Raw genomic sequence first — 18,970 nt, forward strand, 5'->3', positions numbered from 1 at the left:
ACCTCGCCCGAGGGACATCAGGCGTAGTGGCCTCGCAGCCGCGCCGCGGCCTCCGGTCCCGCCGCCACCTCGTCAAGGGCGAGGAGCGCCGCGCCGAGCACCGGCGGAGCCGTGACCACCCCGATCACGGCCTTCGGCGCCTTGACCGCGAGGAGTTCGGCGATCCGCACGTCCAGTTCCGGATGGCCCGCGGCCAGCACGCTGCCGCCCAGCATCACCGGAGCCTGCTCGTCCAGCAGCCCGAGCCGTCCGAGCGCCACCGTCGACAGCGCGGCGACCTCCTCGGCCAGCCGGTGGACCAGCGACCGGGCGACCCCGTCGCCCTCCGCGCTCGTACGGAACAGCACGGGCGTCAGCTCGTGCCGCCGCTCGTAGGGGATCCGCCCCAGGTGCAGCGCCTCGATCAGCGCGTACATCGTCTCCAGACCGAAGTGCGCGGGCAGCGTCCGCGCGAGCGCCGTCGCCTCACCCCGGCCGTCCTCCGCGCGGGCCGCGAACCAGAGCGCCTCCTCGGCCAGTCCGCTGCCCCCGCCCCAGTCCCCGGAGATCTTCCCGATCGCGGGGAACCGGGCGGTCCGCCCGTCCGGCAGCATGCCGACGCAGTTGATGCCCGCCCCGCACACCACCGCGACCCCGCGCGGCTCGTCGAGCCCGGCGCGCAGGATGGCGAACGTGTCGTTGTACACGCGGATCGAGCGGCTCCAGCCCCTCGCCTCCAGGGCGGTGGCCAACTCCGCCTCCTCCACCGGGAGATCGGCGTTGGCGAGACAGGCCGAGACGTGCGCGAACGCCGGCGGGAGGCCCGCCTCCGCGGCGGCGCGCCCCGTGATCTCCGCGAGCCCGTCCAGGGCCGGCTCGACCCCGATCACGGGCGGCTGGAACCCCCCGCCGCGCGCCGTGCCGAGCACGGTCCCGTCCGCCCCCACGATCGCCACGTCGGTCTTGCTGTTGCCCGCGTCGATCGCCAGGAGCAGGCCCTGAAGGTTCACGCCCACGCCAGGTGCTCCCGGTTGTGCGCGATCAGCCGGTCGGTGAGCCCGTCGGCGTACGCGTGCTGCCCGACCAGCGGGTGCGCGAGCAGCGCCTTGAACACCCGGTCCCGTCCGCCGCGCAGCGCCGCCTCCAGGGCCAGGTCCTCGTACGCGGTCACGTTCGCGATCAGCCCGGCGAACAGCGGGTCGAGCGGGGCGACCGACAGCGGCACCGGGCCGCTCGGCCCGACCGCCGCCTGCACCTCGATGACGGCGTCGTCGGCGAGGAACGGCAGTGTGCCGTTGTTGTACGTGTTCACCACCTGGTACGGCGAGCCTCCGCCGCCCAAGAGGGAAGCCGCCAGGTCCACGGCCGCCTCCGAGTAGAAGGCGCCGCCGCGCTTGGCGAGCAGGGCCGGCTTCTCGTCCAAGGACGGGTCGCCGTACATCTCCAGGAGTTCCTTCTCCATCGCCGCGACCTCGGCCGCCCGCGAGGGCTTGGTGCCCAGCTCCCGTACAACCTCGTCGTGCGCGTAGAAGTAGCGCAGGTAGTACGAGGGGACGACGCCGAGCCGGTCCACCACCGAGAGCGGCAGGTGCAGGTCCTCGGCGATGGCCTCGCCGTGCGCGGCGAGCAGCCGCGGCAGCACGTTCTCGCCCTCCGGACCGCCGAGGCGGACACCGGTCTCCCAGGTCAGGTGGTTGAGCCCGACGTGGTCGAGGTGGACCTCGGACGGGGCCACGTCGAGCAGCTTCGCGAACTTCCGCTGGAAGCCGATCGCCACGTTGCACAGACCCACGGCCTTGTGACCGGCCTGGAGCAGCGCGCGCGTGACGATGCCGACCGGGTTGGTGAAGTCGATGATCCAGGCGTCCGGGTTGGCGCGCCGGACCCGCTCGGCGATGTCCAGGACCACCGGCACGGTCCGCAGCGCCTTGGCGAGACCGCCGGCGCCGGTGGTCTCCTGGCCGACGCAGCCGCACTCGAGCGGCCACGTCTCGTCCTGGTTCCGGGCGGCCTGCCCGCCGACCCGCAGCTGGAGCAGGACGGCGTCCGCGCCCTCCACCCCGGCGTCGAGGTCGGAGGTGGTGACGATCTTCCCGTCGTGGCCCAGCTTGGCGAAGATCCGCCGGGCGAGCCCGCCGACCAGTTCGAGACGGTCGGTGGCCGGGTCGACGAGGACGAGTTCGGTGATGGGCAACGTGTCGCGCAACCGCGCGAATCCGTCGATCAGTTCGGGGGTGTAGGTGGAGCCGCCCCCCACGACAGCGAGCTTCATATCGTTCAGCTAGCCCTTCACTCCGGTCAGTGTGACTCCCTCGACGAACGCCTTCTGGGCGAAGAAGAAGACGAGGATCACGGGGGCCATGACCAGTACGGTCGCGGCCATGGTCAGATTCCAGTCGGTGTGGTGCGCGCCCTTGAAGGACTCCAGGCCGTAACTCAGCGTGTACGCCATCGGGTTCTCCGACGTGTAGATCTGCGGTCCGAAGTAGTCGTTCCAGCAGTAGAAGAACTGGAACAGCGCGACGGCGGCGATGCCCGGCCTGGCCATCGGGAGCACGATCCTGAGGAGGGTGCGGAACTCCCCGCACCCGTCGATCTTCGCCGCCTCGATGTACTCGTTCGGGATCGTCAGCAGGAACTGGCGCAGCAGGAAGATCGCGAAGGCGTCACCGAACGCCATCGGAATGATCAGCGGCCACAAGGTGCCGGAGAGGTCCATCTGCTTGGCCCAGAACAGGTACATCGGAATGATGATCACCTGCGGCGGCAGCATCATCATCGAGATGACGAGCAGCAGCGACAGGTGCCGGCCCCGGAAGCGGAACTTGGCGAGCGCGTACGCCACCGGGATCGAGGACACCACGACGAGCACGGTGCCGAGCCCGGCGTACAGCAGGGAGTTCTTCCACCAGTCCAGGAAGCCCGGGGTCTGGAAGACCCGGACGTAGTTGTCCCAGTGCCAGCTGTTCGGCGTCAGGTCGCGGGTCAGCGCCTGCTGGTCGCTCATCAGCGAGGTCAGGAAGACGAAGACGAACGGCAGCACGAAGAACAGCGCCGCGGCTATCCCGAGCGAGTGCACGGCGATCCAGTGCAGCAGCGCCTTGCGCCGGGCCGTCTTCTCGGCGGCCCCGCGGGAGGTCTTGCCGGGGGTCCTGCCCCCGGGGCGGTCGAGCGTGGATACGGAGGAGGTCATGATCAGTCACCCGAGCCGATCAGGCCGCCCCGCCGGCGCATCAGCAGCGCGGTGAAGGCCATGGAGAGCGCGAACAGGACGAGGGCCACGACGCTGGCCGCGCCGTAGTCGAAGCGGCCGAAGCCGAGGTTGTAGACCAGCTGCGGCAGCGTCAGCGTCGAGTCGTCCGGGTAGCCCGGCTCGAAGGTCTGACCGGAGCCGCCCATCACACCGGACGCCACCTTCGCCGCCACGATCGGCTGCGTGTAGTACTGCATCGCGCCGATGATCCCGGTGACGACCGCGAAGAGCACGATCGGCGAGATGTTCGGCAGGGTGACGTAGCGGAACCGCTGCCAGGCCGAGGCCCCGTCCAGCTCCGCCGCCTCGTACTGCTCCTTCGGTACGTCGAGCAGCGCGGCCATGAAGATGACCATCAGGTCCCCGACGCCCCACACGGCGAGGACGGTCAGGGCCGGCTTGGCCCACGCGGTGTCGTTGAACCAGGAGGGCGCGGGGATGCCGACGGCCTCAAGGAGCGAGTTGACCGGTCCCGTGCCCGGGTTGAGCAGGAAGACGAAGGCCAGCGTCGCGGCGACCGGCGGCGCCAGGTACGGCAGGTAGAAGAGGGTGCGGAAGACGCCCGCAGCCAGCTTGATCTTGGTGATGAGCATGCCGATGCCGAGGCCGAAGACCACCCGGCAGGCGACCATGACGACCGCCAGCCAGAGGGTGTTCTGCATCGCCGGCCAGAACTTCGGCAGGTCGGAGAAGACGTACGTCCAGTTGTCCAGGCCCCGCCAGGTCGGCGGGTTCAGCCCGTCGTACTTCATCAGTGAGAAGTAGACGGTCGAGACGAGCGGGTACGCGAAGAAGAAGCCGAAGCCGATCAGCCAGGGCGACATGAACGCCGCGGTGCGAAGCGCGTTGCGTACGCGCTTCGACCGCAGCGTCACCTGACGCCCTTCGAGGGTGTCGGAGGACATGAGGTACCGGTCCTGGTCTTACTTCGCCTGGGCGATGTCGCGGTCGATCTGGGCCGCGGTCTCCTCAAGGCCCTTTTTCAGGTCCTTGACCTGGCCCTTCTCGTACTTCTGGGCGAAGTCCTGGAAGGTGTCCTGGTACGTGGAGCCGTTCACCGCGCCGTCGGAGGTCGAGGACTTCGGGTGCTGGGCGATGTCCAGGAAGACCTTGAAGCGCTCGTCGACCTTCAGCTTCGGCGACTTCAGCGCCTCCAGGGTGGAGGGGACGTTGCCGATGCCGTTGGCGAACTCGACCACCGCGTCGGTGTCCATCGTCATGTACTTGATCAGTTCCCAGGCCGCGTTCTGCTTCTTGCTCTGCGGCGCGATGCCGATGATCGTGCCGGACAGGTAGCCCTTGCCGTACTCGGCCACCTCGTCGTCGGCGACCGGCAGCGGCGCGACGCCGACCTCGAAGTCGACCTTGGCGTCCTTGATGAAGTTCAGCCGCCACTCGCCGTCCAGCTGCATGGCGACCTGGCCGGTGTGGAAGGGGTGCTTCGCGCCCCACTCGTCACCGAAGGTGGTGCGGTACCTGTCCAGCTTCGCGAATCCGCCCAGGCCGTCGACCAGCGACTTCTGGTAGGTCAGCATCTCGGCGAAGCCGGGGTCCTTGGCGAGGTTGGACTTGCCGCTCTCGTCGAAGTACCTGTGGTCCCACTGCGACATGTAGTGGGAGGGGACGGTCTCGTAGCCGAGGTAGTTCGGCATGAAGCCGAGCTGTTCGTAGCTGTCGCCCTTCTCCTTGGTCAGCTTCTTCGCGACCTGCGCGAACTCCGACCAGGTCTTCGGCGGGGCGGTGATGCCGGCCGCCTTGAAGGCGTCCTTGTTGTAGTAGAGCCCGTACGCGTCGGAGAGCAGCGGCAGCGAGCAGCGCTTGCCCTCGAACTGGGTGTAGTCCTGCAGGACCTTCGAGAAGGTCTTGTCCAGGTCCACCTTGTCCTTCTCCAGGAAGGGCTTGAGGTCCGCGAACGCGCCCGAGTGGCAGAACTTGCCGACGTTGGAGGTGGTGAAGGAGGCCGCCACGTCCGGACCGTTCGAGCCGCCCGCGCGCAGCGCCTGGCTCAGCTTGTCGTCGTTGATGTTGCCGACGACCTTCACCTTGATGTTCGGGTGGGCCTTCTCGAAGCGGGCGACGTTCTCCTGGATCGCCTTGACCTCGGAGGGCGCCGACCAGCCGTGCCAGAAGGTGATCGTGGTCTTGGCGTTCGGGTCGTCGCTCGCCTTGTTGTCCGCCGAGCCCGTACAGGCCGAGGCGAGGAGGGCGACGGAGGCGGTGGCGGCGAGCGCGACGGCGGCTCTGCGCGTGCGTGCGGGCATGACGGGGTCTCCCTGTGGCGGACGGGGCGGAACTACGGGGGTGGTTCGGGGGTGAGACGGGGCTGCGGGTGGCCTACCGGGACGTGTCGAAGACCTCGTCGCGGGTGGTGGCGAGCGCGCTCTCCAGCGCCCCGCGCAGGACGGGGTGCCGGTCGACGTCGGCGAGGACGAGCCTCGGCCGGGAGGCGGCGAGCTCGGCCAGTTCGGCCTGGACGCGCTCGCGCAGGGGCTCCCCGCCGGCGACGATCACATCACCGGAGAGGACGACGAGTTCGGGGTCGAGTACGGCGACGAGGGAGGCGAGACCGGTCGCGAGGCGCTCGGCGTACTGGTCGAGCAGCGCCGCGTACCGGGGGTCGTCGCCGTGGTGGGCGGCCGCGTGGCCGAGCAGCCGGGACGCGGTGGGGACGTAGGGCTGATCGGCGGTCTCGATGCCGAGCGAGCGGGCGATCCGGGGTACGGACTGGACGCCGGCGAGCTCCTGGAAGCCGCCGGAGTTGGCCTTGGTGACCTGCCGTACGAGCGGGGTGCCGGGCACGGGCAGGAAGCCGACCTCGCCGGCGCCGCCGGTGAAGCCGCGGTGCAGCCGGCCGCCGAGGACGAGGGCGGCGCCGAGGCCCTCCTCGTTCCACAGCAGCACGAAGTCCTCGTGGCCCCGCGCGGCGCCCAGGCGCTGCTCGGCGACGGCCACCAGGTTGACGTCGTTCTCGTACTCGAACGGCATCGGCAGCACGGCCGCCAGCTCCTCCAGGAGCGTGGGGGAGTGCCAGCCGGGCAGGTGGGAGGCGTACCGCAGGCGGCCGGTGGCCGGGTCGAAGGCGCCGGGGGTGCCGATGACGAGCCGGTGCACGTCGGCCCGGGTGATCCCGGCGTCCTTGACCGCGCCGTCGAGGGCGGTGGTCACCTGGCGGACGACGCCGTCGCTCCCGCGGCCGGGAGTGCGGAGCTCGAACTCGCCGACGACCGTGCCGGTGATGTCGGCGACGGCGGCGCGGATCCGGTGCGGGTTCGCGTCGATTCCGGCCGCGAAGGCCGCCCGGGAGTTCACGGCGTACAGCTGCGCGCTGGGTCCCGGCCGGCCCTCGGTGGTACCGGTGGCGACGACGAGCCCGGCGGCTTCCAGGCGGGCGAGCAGCTGGGAGGCGGTCGGCTTCGACAGGCCGGTGAGCTTGCCGATCCGGGTACGGGACAGGGCCCCGTGCTCCAGGAGCAGATCGAGAGCCGCGCGGTCGTTCATGGCCCGCAGCACGCGCGGGGTGCCGGGGGTACCTGGGGTCGTACCGGCCATCACGACGCACCTGCCTCGCTCTACGGAATGCACTGTTAGGAAAGTTTCCTATTGGGTTGGGAGGACGGTAGGGCGGCCGTCACCGGGCCGTCAATACCCGGGCATGCGCGAAGCCCCCGAAGGCAACCAAAGCGTTACCTGCGGGGGCTCCGTGCGACCGCGTCAGTACGGGCATGGTTGCCCGTCCGCGCGAGGGCAGGCGATGAGCGACCGCGAGACGTACTGCTGGGACTTGGAGTAGTACCCGTAGACCACGTCGTTCCCGGCGGTCAGCCGCAGTGTCTCCCCGAGGGCGTATCCGCCGCCGTGCAGCTCGGCGAGCGTGATGCAGCTCTCCATGTTCCCGTCGTTGGCCGTTCCCCCGCCGCAGAGCGCGGCGAACGGCCCGGACACCTCCCGCTCGTACAGATCGCTCATTACCTGTTGTCTCCTGTCTCTTTTCGGTGGGGACCAGGCCCCGCCCCCGGACGGTCTTGCCGGACATCACCGGGGGGCGGGGAACTCCTTGATCGTCATCTTCGGCGGGCTGTGCGGGTGGTTACGGACCTCCACCACGCAGTCCACGGCGGCGGACTCGTCGTGCTGCGGACCGGTCCCCGTGTAGTGGTCGAACCACTGCACCAGGGACGCGCATGCGGGGCAGCCCGGAACCGGCTCGGGGCGGGGGCGGAGCCCGTGGTCGGCGGAGAGGACGTGCGTCGTCGATACGGGGGTGGTGAGCACCCGGATCCGCGCCCACTCGCCCTCTGTGGGCGGCCTGAGGTTCGCCGGCTCCGTGATCCACTCGGTGCCGCCGCCCGGCGGGCGCAGGTAGAGGGCCCCGCCGTCGTGGGCGGTCACCCTGCCGAGCCGGACGGCTCCTTCGCTGGTGTCCACGACGAACGAGCCGGGGGTGAAGGGAGGTTCAGGCATGGCAATTCCTCTCTGTAGCGAATCGGCTACCAGGGGTCGCCAGCGTGGCGTAGAGTCAATTCCCCTTCAACTGGGCGGATCCGAAGGAAGAGTTGTGGTCAATCGCAAGGAGTTAGATCCCGAGTCCAGTCCACGAGCGGCCTTCGGCGCCCATCTGCGCAGGTGGCGTGAGCGTCGAGGTTGGACCCAGGAAGACCTGGCCGGGCACACGACCTATTCGAGCCAGCACATCTCGGCAGTTGAAACTGCTCGCAAACCGCCGACCCTCCCGTTCTCGCGGGAGCTTGATCGGATCTTCGGTACGGCGGGGACGGCCGACTCGTTCGAGCGCCTGTGGAGCGAGATGCGGTACGGAAGTCTGCTGGAGGGCTTCCCGGAGTACGTCGGATACGAGGGGCGCGCCGTCGAGATCCGGTCGTTCCATATCGGGATCATTCCAGGGCTGTTGCAGACGCCGGACTACGCGCAGGCGCTTGCCGACGCCGATGTGCGGCGCGGCTCCATCACGCAACACCAGGCGGACGAACGCGTCGCGTTCCTCATAGAGCGCCAAGCGGCGTTGGTGAGGGACCGTCCGCCCATGTTGCTCGTGGTGATGGACGAGAGCTGTATCCGCTGGTCGGTCGGCGGGGCTGCGGTCATGGGCGCACAGTTGGAGCGACTGGCTGAGTTCGCAGAGCTGCCGAACAGCATGCTTCAGATGGCGCCGTACGAGATAGGCGAGCGCCGCTCGTTCGATCTGCCGGTCAACCTGCTCACGCTGCCGGACCGTTCGATGGTCGCGTACACGGAGACCCCTACGCAGGGGTACGTGGACCGTGAGCGCACCGCCGTAGTGTCCCTCTTGACGTCCTACCATCAACTGCAGGCCGAATGCCTCTCCCAGGCAGATTCCGTGGCCGTGATCGAGCAGGCACGAAAGGGCATGTCGTGACGTCCGAATCCCCCCGTTGGTACAAGTCCTCGTACAGCTCCAGTGGCGGTGAGTGCGTCGAGGTCGCCGCCAACCTCGCCGCCTCGCGCGGCATCGTCCCCGTCCGCGACTCCAAGAACGCCGAGGGCCCGGTCCTGGACCTCTCCGTCGCCGCGTTCTCCTCGTTCGTCGCGAGCGTCAAGGGCGGCGGGCTCGGCCGCTGACCGGGCTCGTACGTCGAAGGGGCGCCCCGCGACAAACGGCGGGGCGCCCCTTCGTCGTACCAGAAGCTACTTGCTGAGGTCCGGCCTCGGCAGGGGGCTCGCCGCCATGCCCTGCGGGGAGGTCGTCGAGGAGAAGGCCGAGGGGGCCGCCATCGACGCCGTCGGGTCCGCCGGGGAGTCCTCCGCCTGGGCCGGGAGGCCGCCGACGATCCGGATGCCGGCCGCGTCCAGGCCGTGCTTGATCCGCCACCGCAGCTCGCGCTCGACGCCCAGCGCCTTGCCCGGCATCGTCTTCGCCGAGACCCGGATCGTCATGGAGTCGAGGAGCACCTCGGTGAGACCGAGGATCTCCACCGGACCCCACAGCCGCTCGTTCCACGGCTCGTCCTTCGCCATGGACGCCGTGGCCTGCTCGATCACCGAGCGCACCCGGTCCATGTCCTCCGTCGGGCGGACCGTCACGTCGACCGCCGCCGTCGCCCAGCCCTGGCTGAGGTTGCCGATCCGCTTGATCTCGCCGTTGCGGACGTACCAGATCTCGCCGTCGACGCCCCGCAGCTTCGTCACCCGCAGACCGACCTCTATGACCTCGCCGGACGCCACTCCCGCGTCGACCGAGTCACCGACGCCGTACTGGTCCTCCAGGATCATGAAGACACCGGACAGGAAGTCCGTGACCAGGTTCCGGGCGCCGAAACCGATCGCCACACCGGCCACACCCGCGGAGGCGAGCAGCGGCGCCAGATCGATCTGGAACGCGCCGAGGATCATCAGCCCCGCCGTGCCCAGGATCACGAACGACGCGACCGAGCGGAGCACGGAGCCGATCGCCTCCGAGCGCTGCCGGCGCCGCTCGGCGTTGACGAGCAGGCCGCCGAGCGCGGTGCCCTCCACGGCCTGCGCGGAGCGGTTCATCCGCTCTATCAGCTTGGTCAGGGCGCGCCGGATCGCCATCCGCAGCAGCAGGGCGACGACCAGGATGAGCAGGATCCGCAGGCCGGTGTTCAGCCAGGTGGACCAGTTCTCCTCCACCCAGCCCGCGGCGTTGGTCGCCTTCTCCGCGGCCTCGTCGAGGGAGACGGGAACCTTCTGCGGATCGTCGGCGGTCGGCAGGGCGGACCAGGACACGTGAGACCTCCATGCGTGGTGTACGCGAACATCCACACTAACGGGGCATCGGGTGTGCTCCGGTGGTGCTGTTCGAGGGAGAGACCGACCTCACGCGGGGATGTACCAGGGGACGAATGCCTATGTGGTCGAGAACACTCCAAGCCCGTTACCGGCACGTGGTGGCGCTCCGACCAGGCATGAGGAGAGACTGAGAGCAGTTCGTCCCGGCGCGAGCCACGCGCCGCCGGCGTATTAGGAGGCATCCGTGCCGCATGTCCTGGTCCTCAACGCGTCGTACGAGCCCCTCGGCGTCGTACCGCTCCGCCGCGCGCTCGTCCTCGTCCTCGAGAACAAGGCACTCTGCCTCGAGGAGTCCGGCGCCTTCCTGCACAGCGAGACCCGCGTCATCCCCGCACCCAGTGTGGTCCGGCTGAAGCGGTTCGTGCGGGTCCCCTACCGGGGGCCCGTTCCTCTGACCCGCAGAGCCCTCTTCGCCCGAGACGGCGGGCGCTGCATGTACTGCGGTGGCGTCGCAACCAGCGTCGACCACGTCATTCCGCGCAGCCGCGGGGGCACGCACGCCTGGGAGAACGTCGTGGCGGCCTGCCGCCGCTGCAACCACGTCAAGGCCGACCGCCACCTGCACGACCTGGGCTGGCGGCTGCGCCATCAGCCGGCCCCGCCCAGCGGCCTGGCCTGGCGGATCATCGGGACCGGACATCGGGACCCACGCTGGCTGCCGTACTTGCAGCCGTACGGCGCGGACGACGTGATGGCCCGGATCGACGCCGTCTCCACCGCCCCCACGGGGGCCGTGAAGACGGGTTGAGCCGGGCCTTCGTCGTCCCGGCCGGTCCCGGCCTGTCCCGGCCGGTCCGGCCGTAGGAGGGGTGCCTCGCGGAGGCGCCCCTCCTAGGGCTGCCCGATCCGTTCCGGCTGCTCGGGCCCGTCCGCCGGTGTCGCCGGGTCCGCCCCGTCCTGCTGCCCGGCGTCCTCCGCCGGGGGCGGCGGGGCCACCGCGTACGTCTCCACCGACCAGAGCGAGTAGCCGTACCGCGTCGCCCGCGCGTCGCCCTGGACCCGCAGGAAGCGGGTGTCCGCCGCGTCCATGCGGACGCTCTCGCGGCCGCCCCGGCCGTCGGCGACCGTCGCCGCCGTGCGCCAGACGCGGCCGTCGGCGGAGACCTGGACGCGGTACCGGGAGGCGTACGCGTCCTGCCAGTGCAGGACCACCTGCCCTATCCGGGCCGGGTTCGTCAGCTCCAGCTGCCACCAGGCGCCGTCCTCGGCCTGGGAGGACCAGCGGGTGGCCGGATCGCCGTCCAGGGCCGAGACGGCCGGGAAGTCGGGGGTCTCGTCGCCGGAGGAGGAGGCCGTCGCGGTGCGCGCCAGGTCCGGGCCCGCCGTGCGCGGGAACGCGCGGACCGTCAGCACCCGCTCCTCGCCCGCGAAGGAGACCGGCACCTGGTACGAGCCCGCGGGCACGTCCGGGGCGACCGACACCTGGAGCGGCACCGTCGCGCGCGTGCCGCGCGGAATCCGGGCCTCCTTGGGCAGCCGGACCTGGATGCCCCGCGGCGCCCGCGCCGTCAGCGCCCCGCGCACCTCGTCGGTGCTGCGGCCCACCAGCCGGACGTCCACCCGCTGGGCGGGCCCGCCGATCACGGCGTCCGTCGTGGCGCGGGCCAGCTCGAGTTCGGCGGGCGGCTCGTCGGCGAACCACGGCACGAGGGAGCGCACCCGGGGGGCGCCCTGCCCGCCCGCGCCGTCCCACGCGATCCGGACCGCCTCCGCGCGCAGCCCCTTCAGCTCCGTCTGGGTCCAGCCGGTCGGCGAGACCGCGCCGAGCGCACGCCAGCCTTCGCCGGCGACGTACGCCTCCACGCGCGCGGAGTCGCCCGAACCCGGTTCCGTCATCACCGTCACCGTGTCCACGGGCCGCGAACGGTCGAGCCGGACGGTGTACGCGTCGGGCTCGACGTCCACGTCCAGGGCCGCCGAGCGGCCGGCGTCGCGCTGGCGGTCGGCGCCCGTCCAGGCCGCCGCCTCGGTCACCGCGCGCGTGAGGAAGGGATCGAGGACGCCCGCGCCGACGGTCGCCCGGCTCGCCTTCAGCGCCTCCCGCAGCGGCTCCAGCTGCAGCTGGGACTGCCAGGCCGCCGCGCCCTCGCCGCGGGCCTGGGCGAGCAGCATGTCGACCGCCGTCTCGCCCGCGAGGCCGTAGCGCGACAGCTGATCGAGCCAGGGCCCGATCTCGTCGTCCAGGGCACCGCCGGCGGTCCCGGCAAGCCGCTGGGGGGCCTCCCGCATCACGGTGAACGCCGCGCGCAGCTCGCGCGCCGCCTTCTCCCGTACCGCCGTGTCCGGGGACGTACGGCTGCGCCAGAACGCGGCCATCAGCGGCTTCAGGTACGCGGACTCGCCCGCCGGGTCGAGGAGCGACGAGGCGTCGTTGCCGGCCAGTGCGCGCAGCGCCTCGCGGGCGGCCGGGTGCGGTCCCGCCAGGTCGTCGACGGCGGCCCGCCAGGACTCCTGGGGCCGGTAACCCCGCGGGTTCCAGGCGTAGTCGGCGGCGGTGAAGAGCGGGATGCGGGAGACCGCGGCCTGCTCCATGGCGTTGGCGAGGAACGCGGCCGAGCCGGCCGCGACGGCCGGCTCGCGGCCCACGGCGGGGCCGAGGAAGAGACGGTCCTGCGCGTAGTCGTTGACCGGGTAGTTGTCCATGGTGACCAGCGGGTGGCGCAGCGCGTCCCGGGCCCCGGCCAGTTGGCGCCCGGTGATCGTGGGCGGCACGGCGCCCACACCGGTCCAGGCGACCTGGACCCGGCCGTCGAGGCCCGCGGCGAGCGCCGTGCGGTACGCGGTCGCGCCGTCCTGGTAGTACTCCGTCGGCATCAGCGTCAGCGGCTCCGCGCCCGGGTACCGGTCGGCCAGGTGCCGGGCCACCGCGTTCGCCACGCGCGCGTGGGCGGTCGCGCCCGCCTCGGGCCCGCGCCCGAAGGTGTCCTTGTCCTGCGAGCAGCGCCACTCGCTGTAGCTGACGTCCTGGAACTGGAGCTGGAAGGAGCGCACCCCCAGCGCCCACATCGCGTCGATCTTGCGGGTGAGCGCCTTCACGTCGGCGTCCGAGGCCAGGCACATGGACTGGGCGGGCGCCACGGCCCAGGCGAGGGTCACATGGTTGGCGCGGGCCCGCTCGGCCAGCGCGCGGAACTCGGCGCGCCGTTCGGCGGGGTAGGGGTCGCGCCACTGGGTCTGGCGGTACGGGTCGTCGCCGGGCGCGTAGAGGTACCGGTTCTGCTTGGTGCGGCCCATGAAGTCGAGCTGGGCGAGCCGCTGTTCGTGGCTCCAGGGGCGGCCGTAGAAGCCCTCCGTGAGGCCGCGCACGGCGGTGCCGGGCCAGTCGCGGACGACGACCCCGGGGATCCGCCGCCCGCCGTCCTCGCCGTCCGCCCGCCCTTCGATGAGCTGACGGAGCGTCTGGACGCCGTGGAAGAGCCCGTCCGTGCCGACGCCGTCCAGGGCGACGGTGTCCCGGCCCTGGAAGCGGCCCGTCGCGAGCCGGTAGCCGCCGGCCGGCAGATCGGCCCGCTCGGCCACGCGCAGCGCCCGCAGGGCTTCCTGGGCGGCTCCGGAGCCCACCCGCAGCACGGTCCCGCCGCCCGGCAGGGCCGTGTGGACGGTCCGTACGCCCGCCGCCCGCAGCACCTCGCGGAGCGCGGCCACCGCGTACGGGTCGGCGTCGGCGTCCGCGAGCAGCGTCACCTCGTCGCCGAGCGGCACGGCGGGACCTGCGGCCCGCAGGGACTGCGGGCGCGGCCACACGGCCGGCTCGGCCGGGCTCCGCGGTACGTCGGGGGTGGTGACGGGGGAGACCGGGGCGGCCTGGGCGGTGCCGGTGAGCCCGCCGCCGAGGAGCCCGCCGATCACCGCGGCGGCCACGGCCTGGGCCGTCCGCTTCCTGCGCCCGAGGTGCACGGGAACTCCCCTCTCCTGTGGGTGACGCCGCCGGTGCGGGTCGCGCGTGGCTACCGGTGGGTCACGAGTGGGTCACGAGCCCACCACCCGTCCGGCGGGGGTGTCAATGCGGGTGGTCGATGTGTCTGCTTTGCCCGGCGGGCTTTCGGCGAGGTGGCGTCGCTCCACCAACTTCCGCCGGTAAAACAGGGCGCGGTGGGTAGGGCTTGCTCGTTCCACCTGTCGAGACCAAGCCGGGAGACCCCCGTGACCGTGACCACCCCCCACCGCACCGACATACCGGTACCGAAACAGGGCCCGCTCACCAGTGAGCCGCCCCTCGCCGACGCCCTGCCGCTCACCAGCGAGCCGCCGCTCGCCGACGCGGCGCCCCTGACCAGCGAGCCGCCCCTGACCTCGGCGGCCCCGCTCACCAGCGAACCGACCGCCCCCTGGACCGCGGGCGGCCCGGAGTCCCCAGGCATCTGACCGCAGGGCCGCCGGGCCACCGGGCGCGTCCCCCACCGACCCAGACCTCTGGAGTGTGTGAAGTGACCCTGGCCCGCCTCGCCGCCGTCCACGGCGTCGCCACCGCGTACGAGCCGTCCGCGGGCGTCACCGTCCAGGTGCCCGACGCCACGGTCGTGGCCGTGCTCGCCGCCCTCGACGTCGACGCCGGTACGCCCGAGGCGGTCGCCGCCGCCCTGGCGGCGGCGCGGCGGGCCGAGGAGGCCCGGCTGCTCCCGCCCACCCTGGTGCGCCGCCGGGACGGCCGCCCGGTGCGCCCGCCCGAGGGCCTGCCGCCCGGCACCCGGCTGCGCGTCACCACGGAGTCGGGCGCGGTGGTGGAGGGCGAGGACTGGGACGGGCTGCCGCTCGGCGTCCACCGGGTGGAGGTGCTGGCCCCGGACGGGCGAGCCGACACCGGCACCCGGGGCGGTACGAGCACCCTGATCGTCGCCCCCGCGCGCGTGCCCCGGCCCGAGCGGCGGGTCTTCGGGCTGCTCGCCCAGCTGTACTCGGTGCTCTCCACCCGCTCCTGGGGCATGGGCGACCTCGGCGACCTGCGCGAACTGGCGACCTGGGCGGGCCGGACGCACGGCGCCGGCTTCGTCCAGGTCAACCCGCTGCACGCGGGCGTGCCCGGGGCGCCCACCGACCCCTCCCCGTACCGCCCGTCCTCCCGCCGCTTCCCCGACCCCGTCCATCTGCGGATCGAGGACGTCCCCGAGTACGGCTTCGTGGGCCCGGAGTACCGCGACGAGCTGGCCGCGATCGGGGCGGACGCCGCCGAGCTGCGCGAACGCGTGCTGCGCAAGGGCGCGTTGATCGACCGGGACGCCGTGTGGGAGGTCAAGCGGCGCGCCCTGGAGCTCGTACGGACGGTGGAGCTCGGCCCCGGCAGACGCGCCGCGTACCGCGACTTCCTCGCCGAGCGCGGCCGCGCCCTGGAGGACCACGCCACCTACCAGGCCCTCGCCGAGCGGCACGGGCACCACTGGCGGAGCTGGCCCGAGGAGCTGCGCGATCCCCGTACCGCCGCCGAGGCCGTCCGCGCCGACGACGAGCTGACCGCCCGGGTCGACTTCCACTGCCGGCTCGCCTGGCTGACCGACCACCAGCTGGCCGCCGCGAGCGCGGCCGCGCGGGAGGCCGGGATGGCGGTCGGGATCGTCCACGACCTCGCCGTCGGCGTCCATCCGGACGGCTCCGACGCCTGGGCGCAGCAGGACGCCTTCGCCGCCGGCATGTCGGTCGGCGCCCCGCCCGACGCCTTCAACTCCCGCGGCCAGGACTGGGGCCTGCCGCCGTGGCGCCCCGACGCCCTCGCCGCCTCCGGCTACGCCCCGTACCGCGGTCTCCTGCGGGAGCTGCTGCGGCACGCGGGCGCGCTGCGGATCGACCATGTGATGGGCCTGTTCCGGCTCTGGTGGGTCCCCGAGGGCCGCGAACCCACCGAGGGCACGTACGTCCGGTACGACGCCGAGGCGATGCTCGCGATCCTCGCCCTGGAGGCCCACCGGGCCGGCGCCGTCGTCATCGGCGAGGACCTCGGCACGGTCGAGCCGGGCGTCCGCGAACAGCTCGCGCTGCACGGGGTGCTGGGCACCTCCGTGCTCTGGTTCGAACGGGACTGGTCGGGCACGGGGCGGCCGCTCGCCCCCGAGGAGTGGCGCACCGACTGCGTGGCCACCGCCACCACTCACGACCTCCCGTCCACCGCCGCCCGGCTCTCCGGTGACCACGTCGCCCTGCGCCACCGGCTCGGGCTGCTCACCGGCGACCTGGCGCGCGAGCGCGCCCGGGACGCGGCGGAGGTCGCCGAGTGGCTGACGTACCTGGAGCGGCTCGGGCTGCTCCCGGAGGGGCCGGGCGACGAGGAGGCCGAGGTCAGGGCCGTCCACCGGTTCCTGCTGCGGACGCCGGCCACGATGGTCGGGGTCTGGCTGCCGGACGCGGTGGGGGACCGGCGGCCGCAGAACCTGCCCGGGACCTGGGACCAGTACCCCAACTGGCGGCTGCCGGTGGCCGGCCCGGAGGGCCAGCCGATGACCCTGGAGGAGCTGGCCGCCTCGCCCCGGGCACACCGCCTGCTCGCGGTGTTCGGATCCCCGGAGGGCGTCCGTACGGCACCCCCGGACGCGCGGCCGGTTTAGGTGTTCGCTACGTTTGCACCGTGGACAAGAAGAACGCCCTGCGCGCCGGTGCTGTCGCGGCCGGTACGACGCTGATGATGCTGCTCATGTCGTCCCCCGCGCTCGCGCTGACCCGCGACGACGGTGACGACCCGGCCCCCAAGCTGAGCGTCGTCGAGACGCTCGGTCTGTACGTGGCCGCGCCGATCGTGCTGTTCCTGGTGATCGCCGGTCTCGTGATGGTGCTCGACAAGTCCAAGAAGGCCTGAGGCCCCATCGCTGCACGAAGGCGCCGCACCGGTACGTGAGTACCGGCGCGGCGCCTTCGCGCGTGTCTCCTGGGCTCCAGGGCCCCTTCACGCCACCGTCGTCGCCAGGAGCCTGCGCAGCAGGCCCGCCAGCTGCTCCGCCTCCTCGGGCGTGAGCGCGGCCTCCAGCGCCGCCCGCTGCTGCGCGAGACCGGCGCCGACCGCCTGGTCCACCAGCTCCATCCCGCGCCGCCGGGCTCCTGTCGGCGCTCTCGATGTCGGCCGGCGTCGTCCTCACCAAGCGCTGGGGCAGGCCCGAGGGGGTGGGCGCGCCGGCGCTCACCGGGTGGCAGCTCACCGCCGGCGGACTGGTCATCCTGCCGATCGCCGCCCTGGTCGAGGGCGCCCCGCCGGCCCTGGACTCCACCAACCTGGTCGGTTACGCCTACCTCGCCCTCGGCAACACCGCGATCTCCTACTTCCTCTGGTTCCGCGGGATCGAGCGGCTGAGCGCCTCCTCGGTGACCCTCCTCGGCCCGCTCTCGCCGATCACCGCGGCCGTCGTGGGCTGGGTGGCGCTCGGGCAGGCACTCGGGCCGGTGCAGCTTGCCGGTATGGCGATCGCCTTCGGGGCCACCCTGGTGGGCCAGCTGACCCCGCGTAAAACGTTCAGTTCAACTGAACAAAACACCAAGAAAGTTTCGATGGACCTGGAGGGTTCCGTGGTGCGACGGTAGACGCCACACCGACCGAAAGGATCACCGTGGCACTCCTGGACCGCGTCCGTACCGCAGAGCAGCTCACCTCCGCCGCCCCGCGCCGCCTCGCGCGGGGCGCCGGCGTGGGGCTGCTCCTCGCGCTGGTCGCCACGGTCGTCTGGTCCGGCAGCTTCGTCGCCTCCCGCGCCCTGCACGACTCCGTCCCGCCCGTCCAGGCCGCCTTCTGGCGCTGGATCGTGGCGATCCTCGCCGTCGCGCCCTTCGCGGTCCGCGAGACCTGGCGGCAGCGGGCGCTGATCCGCCGTCACCTCGGCTTCGTCGCGCTCGCCGCGCTGCTCGGCGTCACCGTCTACAACACCCTGGTCAACCAGGCCGGACTCACCACCTCCGCCGGCAACATGGGCATGATCATGGCCGCCTCCCCGGTCCTGATGGCCGGGTACGAACGGCTCGGCGGCGGCCGGCTCGGCGCCCGCCGGGTGACCGGCATGCTGATCGCCTGCGCCGGCGTGCTGCTCCTGGTCGGCGAGGGCGCGCTGCCCACCCGGCTCGCGGCCGGCGACCTGTGGATGCTCGCGGCGGCCGTCAGCTTCGCCTCGTACAGCGCCCTGCTGAAGCGCCGCCCGGCCGAACTCGGCGGCCTGGCCTTCCTCTTCACCACCTTCGTGCTCGGCGCGCTGATGCTGCTCCCGGCCTACGGCGTCAGCCTCGCCGCGCAGGGCGGCTTCGAGCCCACGGCCGGCACGGCCGGTCCGCTCCTCTACGTCGGCGTCTTCTCCTCGGCCCTCGCCTTCTTCGCCTGGAACAAGGCCATCGCCCTGATCGGCGCGGCCCGCGCCGGGGTCGTCTACTACCTCCAGCCGGTCTGCGTGGCCCTCCTCTCGTACGCCCTCCTCGGCGAGCAGCTCGGCCTCCTCGGCGGCGCCTGCATGGCCCTCATCCTGGGCGGCGTGGCGCTGGCCTCGGCCCGGAGGGCCTGAGCGCGGCAGGTGAATCAGCGCCAGTCCGCCGGGACCAGTGGTGCGCGTGTGAGCGCGGCCGCGAAGAGGGTCTGGGACACGCGCAGGGTCAGCAGCGGTACCGGCGTCGACGCGAACAACAGGGGCCACAGCGGCAGCAGGAGCAGCCAGGCGAGCTGCCACCGGAACATCACCCCCGTGCGCCGGCTCGCCAGCCCGAAGATCCAGAGGATCACGACGGACGGCACGGCGATGCTCGGGGCGCCCTTCAGGCCGGTCGTCCAGTACGACTCGTATCCGGGCTCGTCCAGGAAGAGGGCGAGCGCGCCGAACGCCGCCGCGTACGTCAGGAGGTAGCGAGCGGTGACGTCGGCCGGCAGGAGGCCGAGTGCACCAAGTCTGGCCCAGGGGCCGCGGGTCGTCATGCGCCCATCCCGGCAGCTGAATTGAACGCGTTCAAGGTCTTTCTTGAACGCGTTCAAGCATGGATCCGCCCGCCCGCCCGGTAGGT

19 protein-coding genes and 1 pseudogene are annotated in these 18,970 nt (G+C 72.2%); 8 read left to right on the forward strand and 12 right to left on the reverse strand.

The features are described 5' to 3' along the window. Positions 1 to 17 precede the first annotated feature (17 nt). The 8 genes from Q5762_RS18560 to Q5762_RS18595 form a co-directional block, all read right to left on the reverse strand. Positions 18 to 995: a BadF/BadG/BcrA/BcrD ATPase family protein gene (locus Q5762_RS18560; RefSeq protein ID WP_315893257.1), complete on the reverse strand. Its 978-nt coding sequence runs from the start codon at positions 993 to 995 to the stop codon at positions 18 to 20. Next, a complete protein-coding gene (locus tag Q5762_RS18565) occupies positions 986 to 2,251 on the reverse strand; it encodes a 6-phospho-beta-glucosidase (RefSeq protein ID WP_315893258.1) in 1,266 nt (421 codons plus the stop codon). Before Q5762_RS18565 ends, Q5762_RS18560 begins: the two co-directional genes overlap by 10 nt. 9 nt (positions 2,252 to 2,260) lie before the next feature. Continuing rightward, on the reverse strand, positions 2,261 to 3,172 hold the full coding sequence (locus Q5762_RS18570) for a carbohydrate ABC transporter permease (RefSeq protein WP_315893259.1): 912 nt from the start codon (positions 3,170 to 3,172) through the stop codon (positions 2,261 to 2,263). Positions 3,173 to 3,174: 2 nt separating this feature from the next. Beyond that, positions 3,175 to 4,137, reverse strand: coding sequence for a sugar ABC transporter permease (locus Q5762_RS18575; RefSeq protein ID WP_315893260.1), 963 nt, complete (start codon positions 4,135 to 4,137; stop codon positions 3,175 to 3,177). 18 nt (positions 4,138 to 4,155) lie between these two features. Beyond that, on the reverse strand, positions 4,156 to 5,493 hold the full coding sequence (locus Q5762_RS18580) for an ABC transporter substrate-binding protein (RefSeq protein ID WP_315893261.1): 1,338 nt from the start codon (positions 5,491 to 5,493) through the stop codon (positions 4,156 to 4,158). A 73-nt stretch (positions 5,494 to 5,566) separates the two neighbouring features. Beyond that, the gene (locus tag Q5762_RS18585) at positions 5,567 to 6,781 is read right to left on the reverse strand and encodes an ROK family transcriptional regulator (protein ID WP_315893262.1); all 1,215 of its coding nucleotides are present in this window, start codon (positions 6,779 to 6,781) and stop codon (positions 5,567 to 5,569) included. 162 nt (positions 6,782 to 6,943) lie between these two features. Beyond that, positions 6,944 to 7,198, reverse strand: a complete 255-nt coding sequence (locus Q5762_RS18590) for a hypothetical protein (protein WP_315893263.1) — start codon at positions 7,196 to 7,198, stop codon at positions 6,944 to 6,946. A 66-nt stretch (positions 7,199 to 7,264) separates the two neighbouring features. After that, positions 7,265 to 7,693 carry a hypothetical protein gene (locus Q5762_RS18595; RefSeq protein ID WP_315893264.1) on the reverse strand — a complete coding sequence of 143 codons (429 nt, stop codon included), beginning with the start codon at positions 7,691 to 7,693 and terminating at the stop codon, positions 7,265 to 7,267. Between the two features lie 94 nt (positions 7,694 to 7,787). Between Q5762_RS18595 and Q5762_RS18600 the strand changes: the two genes are divergently transcribed. Then, positions 7,788 to 8,627, forward strand: coding sequence for a helix-turn-helix transcriptional regulator (locus tag Q5762_RS18600; protein ID WP_315893265.1), 840 nt, complete (start codon positions 7,788 to 7,790; stop codon positions 8,625 to 8,627). After that, entirely contained in the window at positions 8,624 to 8,830 is a 207-nt protein-coding gene (locus tag Q5762_RS18605) for a DUF397 domain-containing protein (RefSeq protein WP_315893266.1), read from the forward strand. The genes Q5762_RS18600 and Q5762_RS18605 overlap by 4 nt, the downstream gene beginning before the upstream one ends. Before the next feature lie 66 nt (positions 8,831 to 8,896). Here Q5762_RS18605 and Q5762_RS18610 read toward each other — a convergent pair whose 3' ends face one another. Next, positions 8,897 to 9,958 carry a mechanosensitive ion channel family protein gene (locus tag Q5762_RS18610; RefSeq protein ID WP_315893267.1) on the reverse strand — a complete coding sequence of 354 codons (1,062 nt, stop codon included), beginning with the start codon at positions 9,956 to 9,958 and terminating at the stop codon, positions 8,897 to 8,899. A gap of 247 nt (positions 9,959 to 10,205) precedes the next feature. Here Q5762_RS18610 and Q5762_RS18615 point away from each other — a divergent pair, with 247 nt between their 5' ends. Next, on the forward strand, positions 10,206 to 10,769 hold the full coding sequence (locus tag Q5762_RS18615; protein ID WP_315893268.1) for an HNH endonuclease: 564 nt from the start codon (positions 10,206 to 10,208) through the stop codon (positions 10,767 to 10,769). A gap of 83 nt (positions 10,770 to 10,852) precedes the next feature. Here Q5762_RS18615 and Q5762_RS18620 read toward each other — a convergent pair whose 3' ends face one another. Beyond that, on the reverse strand, positions 10,853 to 13,918 hold the full coding sequence (locus Q5762_RS18620; RefSeq protein WP_315893269.1) for a beta-N-acetylglucosaminidase domain-containing protein: 3,066 nt from the start codon (positions 13,916 to 13,918) through the stop codon (positions 10,853 to 10,855). A 246-nt stretch (positions 13,919 to 14,164) separates the two neighbouring features. Here Q5762_RS18620 and Q5762_RS18625 point away from each other — a divergent pair, with 246 nt between their 5' ends. The 3 genes from Q5762_RS18625 to Q5762_RS18635 all read left to right on the forward strand — a co-directional run bounded on the left by Q5762_RS18625 (position 14,165) and on the right by Q5762_RS18635 (position 16,802). Then, positions 14,165 to 14,386 carry a hypothetical protein gene (locus tag Q5762_RS18625; RefSeq protein ID WP_399495199.1) on the forward strand — a complete coding sequence of 74 codons (222 nt, stop codon included), beginning with the start codon at positions 14,165 to 14,167 and terminating at the stop codon, positions 14,384 to 14,386. Positions 14,387 to 14,448: 62 nt separating this feature from the next. After that, positions 14,449 to 16,554, forward strand: a complete 2,106-nt coding sequence (gene malQ, locus Q5762_RS18630) for a 4-alpha-glucanotransferase (protein WP_315893270.1) — start codon at positions 14,449 to 14,451, stop codon at positions 16,552 to 16,554. Between the two features lie 20 nt (positions 16,555 to 16,574). Next, on the forward strand, positions 16,575 to 16,802 hold the full coding sequence (locus tag Q5762_RS18635; RefSeq protein WP_315893271.1) for a hypothetical protein: 228 nt from the start codon (positions 16,575 to 16,577) through the stop codon (positions 16,800 to 16,802). Between the two features lie 87 nt (positions 16,803 to 16,889). Here the strand turns inward: Q5762_RS18635 and Q5762_RS18640 are convergent. Next, positions 16,890 to 17,030 (reverse strand): annotated as a pseudogene (locus tag Q5762_RS18640) (MarR family transcriptional regulator); the annotation flags it as partial. Positions 17,031 to 17,056: 26 nt separating this feature from the next. Between Q5762_RS18640 and Q5762_RS18645 the strand changes: the two are divergent. Together Q5762_RS18645 and Q5762_RS18650 are read left to right on the forward strand one after the other, a co-directional pair. Then, positions 17,057 to 17,518: an EamA family transporter gene (locus tag Q5762_RS18645; RefSeq protein ID WP_399495200.1), complete on the forward strand. Its 462-nt coding sequence runs from the start codon at positions 17,057 to 17,059 to the stop codon at positions 17,516 to 17,518. Between the two features lie 26 nt (positions 17,519 to 17,544). Continuing rightward, positions 17,545 to 18,480, forward strand: coding sequence for a DMT family transporter (locus tag Q5762_RS18650; RefSeq protein WP_399495201.1), 936 nt, complete (start codon positions 17,545 to 17,547; stop codon positions 18,478 to 18,480). Positions 18,481 to 18,494: 14 nt separating this feature from the next. Here Q5762_RS18650 and Q5762_RS18655 read toward each other — a convergent pair whose 3' ends face one another. Then, positions 18,495 to 18,884: a hypothetical protein gene (locus Q5762_RS18655; protein ID WP_315893272.1), complete on the reverse strand. Its 390-nt coding sequence runs from the start codon at positions 18,882 to 18,884 to the stop codon at positions 18,495 to 18,497. Positions 18,885 to 18,970: the final 86 nt, after the last annotated feature.

Origin of the sequence: Streptomyces sp. P9(2023) (genome assembly GCF_032436795.1) — a bacterium.
In the GTDB taxonomy this organism is placed as follows: domain Bacteria; phylum Actinomycetota; class Actinomycetes; order Streptomycetales; family Streptomycetaceae; genus Streptomyces.